Below are 6,710 nucleotides of genomic sequence, written 5' to 3' on the forward strand. Positions count from 1 at the left end.
AGGAAGTACTACACAGAAGAGAGTTGATGCAACAACAAGTGCACCTACCCAGATAGCCCACTCAATGATGCCAATACGGTTACCCGATACTAGTACAGGTACAAAACACAGCACTACTGTCAAAAATGCTGTAGTTACCCACGCCAATAAACGATTGCCTAGAAACGGTGTCATTTGTCTCGGTGTATCCTCGACGTGATCATTTTTACTCAACAATTTCATTTCACCTCGACGATTCCCAACGCTAATTTTAGTCCGTTGGAAGGGAATGGACTTGAACAGTTCACATCTACGGAATTTTGATAGCTTACCCTGTCCAAGGCGGTTTGGCATACAGCTAAAAGTGGCTTTGCCTAATTTTATACAACCTATTGCGAATTCCCGTGGGGAAGGTAATATCAATGGATCGCTTTGGAATAATCAAAGCATTATTGATCTGGAGAAATCTTTGAAATCCGCTTTTCGAATCGCCGTAGTGGCTTTCACCAGCATTTTCTTGGCAGCGAGTTCACTAGTACCAGCGTATTCCAGTGCAGCCCACAGCGCGAGTGATAGCGAATCAGAGGTCTCGGCATCAGTGGAGCCAACTGCGGTCCCCACGCCCCACTCTAACCAAGCCGATGAAACACTCGATACGCAGCTCGGCACGTCGGCCTCTACCCTTTCGTTTCCACCTATAGCAACCGCCCCGATTCTTTATGTATATTCAATCGGCGCAATGACTGTCACGGACTCGGGAGTAACATTAAAGGATGGGTTTGGCAGAAATATACCGTTGACACTAACTTCTGGGGATGGCTCAGGAGAAAATTTCTACTCCGGCACGACGTTATCTGGCAAAAAGGTTAACGTGCACTTAGTATCCAGCGAACCGGAAGCTCCACTACAGGATCCGGAAAGTTTGTGGCAGCCAGGAGATCCCATTGATGAAGTACCGGTTAATGGCGAGGCTCATGAGACTGAAGTTGAGGTGACCCCAACCCTCTTAGCGTCATCTCAGATGAAACCACTTTTAGCTATCGCGACCACCGATGACGCGCTGTCAGTCGCCACGCCCGCGGGTGTGAATGTAAATCAAGTCCTGACATACGATTCGACGCTTCAAGTTGCCCAGCCAGCTTCCCAAATTTCACATACAGGTGGGTCCATCACCATGTCCCGTGCGGACGGAAATACAGCTCTGGGTGTTGAACTCGAAGATGAAAACGGAACATCGAATCTCACTGTTCCCCTCGCAACTCCAGCTGCAGCCAAAAAGAACAATTGGACTGAGATCTACTACACCACCTTCATCGCGCCTAAATATGTTAATGCCAAGGCATGCCGCCTAACCAGTATTGATCATTCGACTATGTACCACAACGGAAACAACCGAAGTTGGAAAAATCTTAGCAACGGTTCTGCTTACGAATCGTATAAAACCGTGGCAGGCGTCAAAGTCGACTGGGCAAGAAGAAAAATGTATAACATTGCCAAGGTGGGAATATCGAAAGGGTATGACCAGAACTATAAGTTCACAAGGCAAAAGCAGGCCAGCGCAAAGGGAATCAAATTTTCGAAGCAAAAACAGACTGGCACCTACGCAAACGTCGAGATCAAGCACGCAATCGGAAATCCTCTTTGCAATGTTGCTGGAGCGATTAGCCATACAACGAATATAAAGATGTACCGATCTGGTCTTGTGAAAGTGATCAGCCTGCGGGTGCGAGTGCCTCATCATGAAGTATATGCTCGAACGAACCTTAAAGGGTCCTGGTCAAACCTGGATCGACTTTCTGGCACAAGTTTCTACTGCCTCACTCTTCCCTGTGGAAGGCAAGGTATGAATAAATCAAGAATGCTTCCTATCCGCTAAACGCGCGAAAATCGAATGGTTAACGCAGATATTTCATGGAGGGTCCCAATCCCACCGGATACCGGAATCTCACCGGTATCCGGTGGGATTCTTGATTTCTAGCACGACGAAGTGCGCTATATCGCTAGCGTTTGCGCCTGCCACCACACGCCGGAACTGTCTTTTCTTTGTTGAGCTAACGAATGACCACCGCTTGAACTCTCAAGTTCTCAACGGGCCAGCCACCCTGCGCTGGGCAAACCCGTTGATCTATTCTTTGTGCAACAATCTGCGTTGGCGACCGCTGGTGATGAGCTTCCCGGCGATAGACCACACTCGATACCTCCACCGTTTCAAATCCCAACTTCCAGCCTCATACCGCGAAGGCAGTCCTATAGGGCTGAGGTATATGCCGGTATTCCCTGAGCGGTTTGGTTTGTTTGAGCATGCCCGGAATTTTATGCGCCAGTTTTTTCATGCTTATAACACTGAGCATTGTCATACGGGTTGAAGTTTATACTCCTGCTGACGTGCATTTCGGGATGATTCGGGACGACTGCGAACGTGGATGCCCAACGCCTAAAGGCGTTGAATTAGGCATGGGGGAGCATATAGAGAGGTTTAGAAAGAACCGTCTACCGCAGAAGATGTTGCTGCCCGAAGTAGCTTGAATTAACGAACCGATTAAGCATGAAGAAGGAGAAAAGATATTGGTCTAAGACTTGGTGGTCTAACTTGACTTGAAAATTCCGCTCTGGCAAAAGGCTCAGCAATGAACCTGTCTATCTCGAATTCAAGAGTTTCTGGCCATCTGACCGTAACTCACCAGTCGGCGAAACGTGGCGATAAAGTGTTTGTCGGGTGATACCGAGCTCTTCGCACAGCACCCCAACTTTCGTTTCCTTATGCCCCATGGCAGCCATCGCCAACCGGACCTTGGCCGGAGTCATCTTGTACGGCCGGCCACCCTGATGGCCACGAGCGCGTGCCGAAGCCAATCCGGCTTTAGTGCGCTCTGAGATCAGCTCGCGCTCGAATTCTGCCAGGGCGGCGAAGATTCCGAAGACGAGCTTGCCCGAAGCAGTCGTCGTATCAATAGCAGCGCCTTCACCAGTGAGGACTTTGAGTCCTATCCCCCGCTCGGTCAGATCATGCACTGTGTTCACCAGATGACGCAGATCTCGACCTAACCGATCCAACTTCCACACAAGTAACGTATCACCAGAGCGCATCCCCTTTAAACAGGCCGCGAGTTGAGGTCGATCATCTTTTCTGCCCGAGGCATGGTCCTCATATAGATTCCGCTCCTCGACCCCGGCATTTAAAAGCGCGTCCCGCTGCAAGTCTGTGCTTTGCGATCCGTCTGCCTTCGACACTCGCATATAGCCGATCAGCATAGATTCAACCTCTTGTCATTTATACGGTCGTTTACGTGACACAAAGATTCGAAAATTCCTACCACATCCGAAATTTGTCACTTTACCCGTTATTTATCCTAAGTCACGCAAAGGGGTTTCGATCATCAATGCATGACAATAATTGTCATGACATTCTGCCGCGACAGCGTTCAATAGTGTCGCGAGTGGCAGAAAGTATCCGTGGATGCAAGTTATAAATGCAGCGGGCGTCCAAACAAAAACCCGACCTGGAAACTTTTGCAGTGTGACAACGTCCACCAAGTTTTGTACAGGACATGATGTAATTGGGCGAAGGACCGCTACCACACGACGGGGTTAACCGGATGTCATTTACGAACGAACTAACCGACGTTCCCGCCCCAATCGCTGCCGTGCCTTCTTTAGGGAACACAACAGGGATGCCTACTGCCCTGCGCCCCGAGCAGATTATCTACTTTTATTCTCCCGACGAATGGGAAGTCTTCGTCCGTGAATGGGCATCCGCTCTCCAGAACGACTATTTCCAGGTTAAACGCCATGGCGGTGCCAACGACCGCGGTGTCGATGTATTGGGCCTACTCACTTCGGCCGGTGTGACAGGTGAATGGGACTGCTATCAGTGCAAGCACTATGCCTCCCCCTTGGGTGCAGCAGACGCCTTCGCGGAAATGCTCAAGATCTTCCACGGCGTGGTCGACCAGGCGTACACATTTCCCAGGAAGTACAGGTTTCTAGCACCGAGGGGCTGTATTCGCTCCTTGGACAAGCTGTTTGATAACCCGGATCAGCTGAAGGACAAGTTCCTCGACTGGCTTCAAAAAAGTACGTGTCCGGTCAACGCCCTTCCTTCTGACACTCAAGGACAGATAACACAGCTGGCCCAAATGGCTGATTACAGCATTTTCAAATCCGAACAACTTCAAGACGTACTGGAAGTCCACAGCAGCACAGATCACCACGTGCTACGTTTTGGAACGCTCATGCGTCGTAGAGAGAACGTGACAGTACCGCCAACAGACGTGCTAGACGGCGAGGCTGTCTATATTCAGAAATTGGTCGATATCTACAATGAAAAGAATGCTTCGTCTTGGACGACAGCTGCTGAAGTATCTGCCGACAAATGGTCGGAAAATCACTTGTTGCGCCAACGTGAAGCCTTTTTCAGTGCTGAGGACCTTCGAGTTCAAGCAAGAGAACAAGTTCCCGAACGCATCTATGAGAGCTTCAAACAGGACGTCTACGACAGCGTCGTGGAGATGGAACAAGCCCTTCATGCATCGGGCTTGGCCCGACTCACCACCGTGCTGACGACAGCAGCAAGTCTGGTACTCCCATCGAATGCCATTATGGTGATCTCGAAGCCCCGGGACCTAAAAGGTCTCTGCCATCATTTGGCTAACGAAAATCGATTGACTTGGAGTGGAGAGGAAAGCTCCCCATGACTTTACTCAATGGACCGCTTGAGAATGGCATCCGCGCACTAACAATCCTCGAGGCGGTCTTTCCCGAGTCGCTTGATATTTCTCGTCTAACCATTATTGACCACTGTGCCCTCCACAGCTCCGCATATGGAGGTCCAGTCAGCATCCATCCGGATCGGAACAATTCCGTGGGTGAGCTCAGTGTAAAACGAAAATTAATGAGTGGGGGACTGAGAATCATGGGAAACGGAGGAATGATTGAAGTGAAACCAACGAGCGGCGGGATCGCATACCAAGCGACGAACGACGCCTCTGGTTTCTTGAATCTTCTAGAATCATCATATGTTTCCGCACTACGAGATCGCGCATCTTGGGCGGTAGATAATTTCCTGCCATTGAATGACCACGAGGTGAGGGCCTGGACGCGAGAATCCATCGAGGTCTGGAGGGCACGGTTTGATGCTTGGCTAGGAGAAGATGAATCGTGACCGCAAATCGAATTCTACTGACACACTTATCGTTTGTTGGTGGACAGTCCGACCCAGTATCCATTGATTTCGATGAAAAACTTACGCTGATCCTTGGACCCTCCGATACAGGCAAGTCATTCATCGTCGATGCGATTGACTACATGTTGGGGAAACAAAAGCTCAGGCGTATTCCAGAGATCCAGGACTACGGGACCGTGCTGCTGGGTCTCAAGATGCCAGATGGAACGCCACTGACTTTGGCCCGAAACATTACCGGGGGGAAAATTCGGTGCTATCGGTCTTCGATTAGGGACGTTCCAACTGGACCGGCCGATTTCGAGCTTGGCGCGAAGCACGATGCAGACAACCTCGCCAATCTGTCAAATTTCCTATTAGCGGAGATAGGCCTCTCCAAACGTTCTGTAAGGAAAAACAAGAGCAATGTGGTCCGCAGCCTCAGCTTTCGAGATCTGGCCCATCTGTGTGTCATCGACGAAACTCGGATGCAATCTCTCACACCACCGCCACTGCCCTCGGCGCAAGTAATCCACGCCACAGTGGAGAAGTCCGTCTTCAAACTAATACTTCAGGGGGAAGACGATTCTGGACTGTCAGTAATCCCGCCACCTTCCGAGCGCCATTTCACACTGGGAAAGCGCGCCATGGTTGACCGAATTGTCCACCATCTACTTTCCGATATGGGCGACATACCCAGCGTTGAGGAGCTTAGGGAGCAGTTGCTCCGAGTTGTAGACACCACAAATAAGATCGCTGGCTCCATAGAACAGCTCTTGCACTCAAGATCAACGCTCATAGAAGATTTGCGCCCCCTGGAAGTAGAGCACAATGAACTAAGAGAGCGATTGGCGGAGATTGGTGAGCTTATAGAGAGATTCAAACTGCTTCAAGAGCAATATGAAACAGACCTAGCTCGCTTGGCGATGATGCAGGAAGCCGGAACGTTACTGACCATCTTCGAACCAGGGGTCTGCATACTTTGTGGAGCACTAGAAGAACATCAAAATCATGCCGTGGACAGCAACCACGGTTCAAGTTCATGGTCTGATGCTCTTGAAGCTGAATCGCGGAAAACGGCACACCTCAGCTCCGACCTAGTGAAGACGATTGGTTCCATGACACAGCAGCAAACCATTGGCACCCAGAGGTATGTGCAAGTGGAAGAAAGCCTCCGCATCGTGAACGCAGGCATCGAACGACTGGATCGAGATCTGGCACCGGATTCGCTATCGCTCAAAGAACTGACCGAGAAAAGAATCAGTTTGGAGAGGGCAATATCCACTTTTGATCACGTTGAACGAATCAATATGTTCACCTCAATAGACACCAATGAGGTGGTCGATAATGTGGCAATTCACGGTGCACTTAATGAGTCCGTTCTAGGGGAGCTTTCTGAAACCATTCGAAGCGTGCTGAATAGTTGGGGCATACCGGAGGCGCAGACAGTAAGGATTGATCCGGAGTCGCAGGAGCTGGTCGTCGGTGGACGTGAGCGGGGAAGTCGAGGAAAAGGTACTCGCTCGGTCCTTCATGCGGCTTTTACAGTCGGGTTGGGCGAGTACTGTTTTGA

General features: G+C 50.2%; 5 protein-coding genes. 4 read left to right on the forward strand and 1 reads right to left on the reverse strand.

All coding sequences use genetic code 11. From position 1 onward, the window contains the following. The first annotated feature begins 343 nt into the window (after positions 1-343). On the forward strand, positions 344-1,855 hold the full coding sequence (locus VJ369_RS07630) for a hypothetical protein (RefSeq protein WP_324091491.1): 1,512 nt from the start codon (positions 344-346) through the stop codon (positions 1,853-1,855). A 761-nt stretch (positions 1,856-2,616) separates the two neighbouring features. Here the strand turns inward: VJ369_RS07630 and VJ369_RS07635 are convergent. Beyond that, positions 2,617-3,231, reverse strand: coding sequence for a recombinase family protein (locus VJ369_RS07635; RefSeq protein WP_324091492.1), 615 nt, complete (start codon positions 3,229-3,231; stop codon positions 2,617-2,619). A 419-nt stretch (positions 3,232-3,650) separates the two neighbouring features. Between VJ369_RS07635 and VJ369_RS07640 the strand changes: the two genes are divergently transcribed. From VJ369_RS07640 to VJ369_RS07650, 3 genes are all read left to right on the forward strand, one after another. Continuing rightward, the gene (locus VJ369_RS07640; protein ID WP_324091493.1) at positions 3,651-4,673 is read left to right on the forward strand and encodes an ABC-three component system protein; all 1,023 of its coding nucleotides are present in this window, start codon (positions 3,651-3,653) and stop codon (positions 4,671-4,673) included. Beyond that, entirely contained in the window at positions 4,670-5,140 is a 471-nt protein-coding gene (locus VJ369_RS07645; protein ID WP_324091494.1) for an ABC-three component system middle component 2, read from the forward strand. The genes VJ369_RS07640 and VJ369_RS07645 overlap by 4 nt, the downstream gene beginning before the upstream one ends. Further along, positions 5,137-6,710, forward strand: a 1,574-nt coding sequence (locus VJ369_RS07650) for an AAA family ATPase (RefSeq protein WP_324091495.1), incomplete at its 3' end; no start/stop codon positions are given. The genes VJ369_RS07645 and VJ369_RS07650, both read left to right, overlap by 4 nt.

The organism is Glutamicibacter sp. (assembly GCF_035257265.1).
Classification (GTDB): domain Bacteria; phylum Actinomycetota; class Actinomycetes; order Actinomycetales; family Micrococcaceae; genus Glutamicibacter.

What these genes read in the sequence shown, in the direction of transcription:
- VJ369_RS07645 (WP_324091494.1), top strand. Translation starts at nt 4,670, where the DNA reads ATGACTTTACTCAATGGACCGCTTGAGAATGGCATCCGCGCACTAACA.
- VJ369_RS07635 (WP_324091492.1), bottom strand. Translation starts at nt 3,231, where the DNA reads ATGCTGATCGGCTATATGCGAGTGTCGAAGGCAGACGGATCGCAAAGC.
- VJ369_RS07640 (WP_324091493.1), top strand. Translation starts at nt 3,651, where the DNA reads ATGCCTACTGCCCTGCGCCCCGAGCAGATTATCTACTTTTATTCTCCC.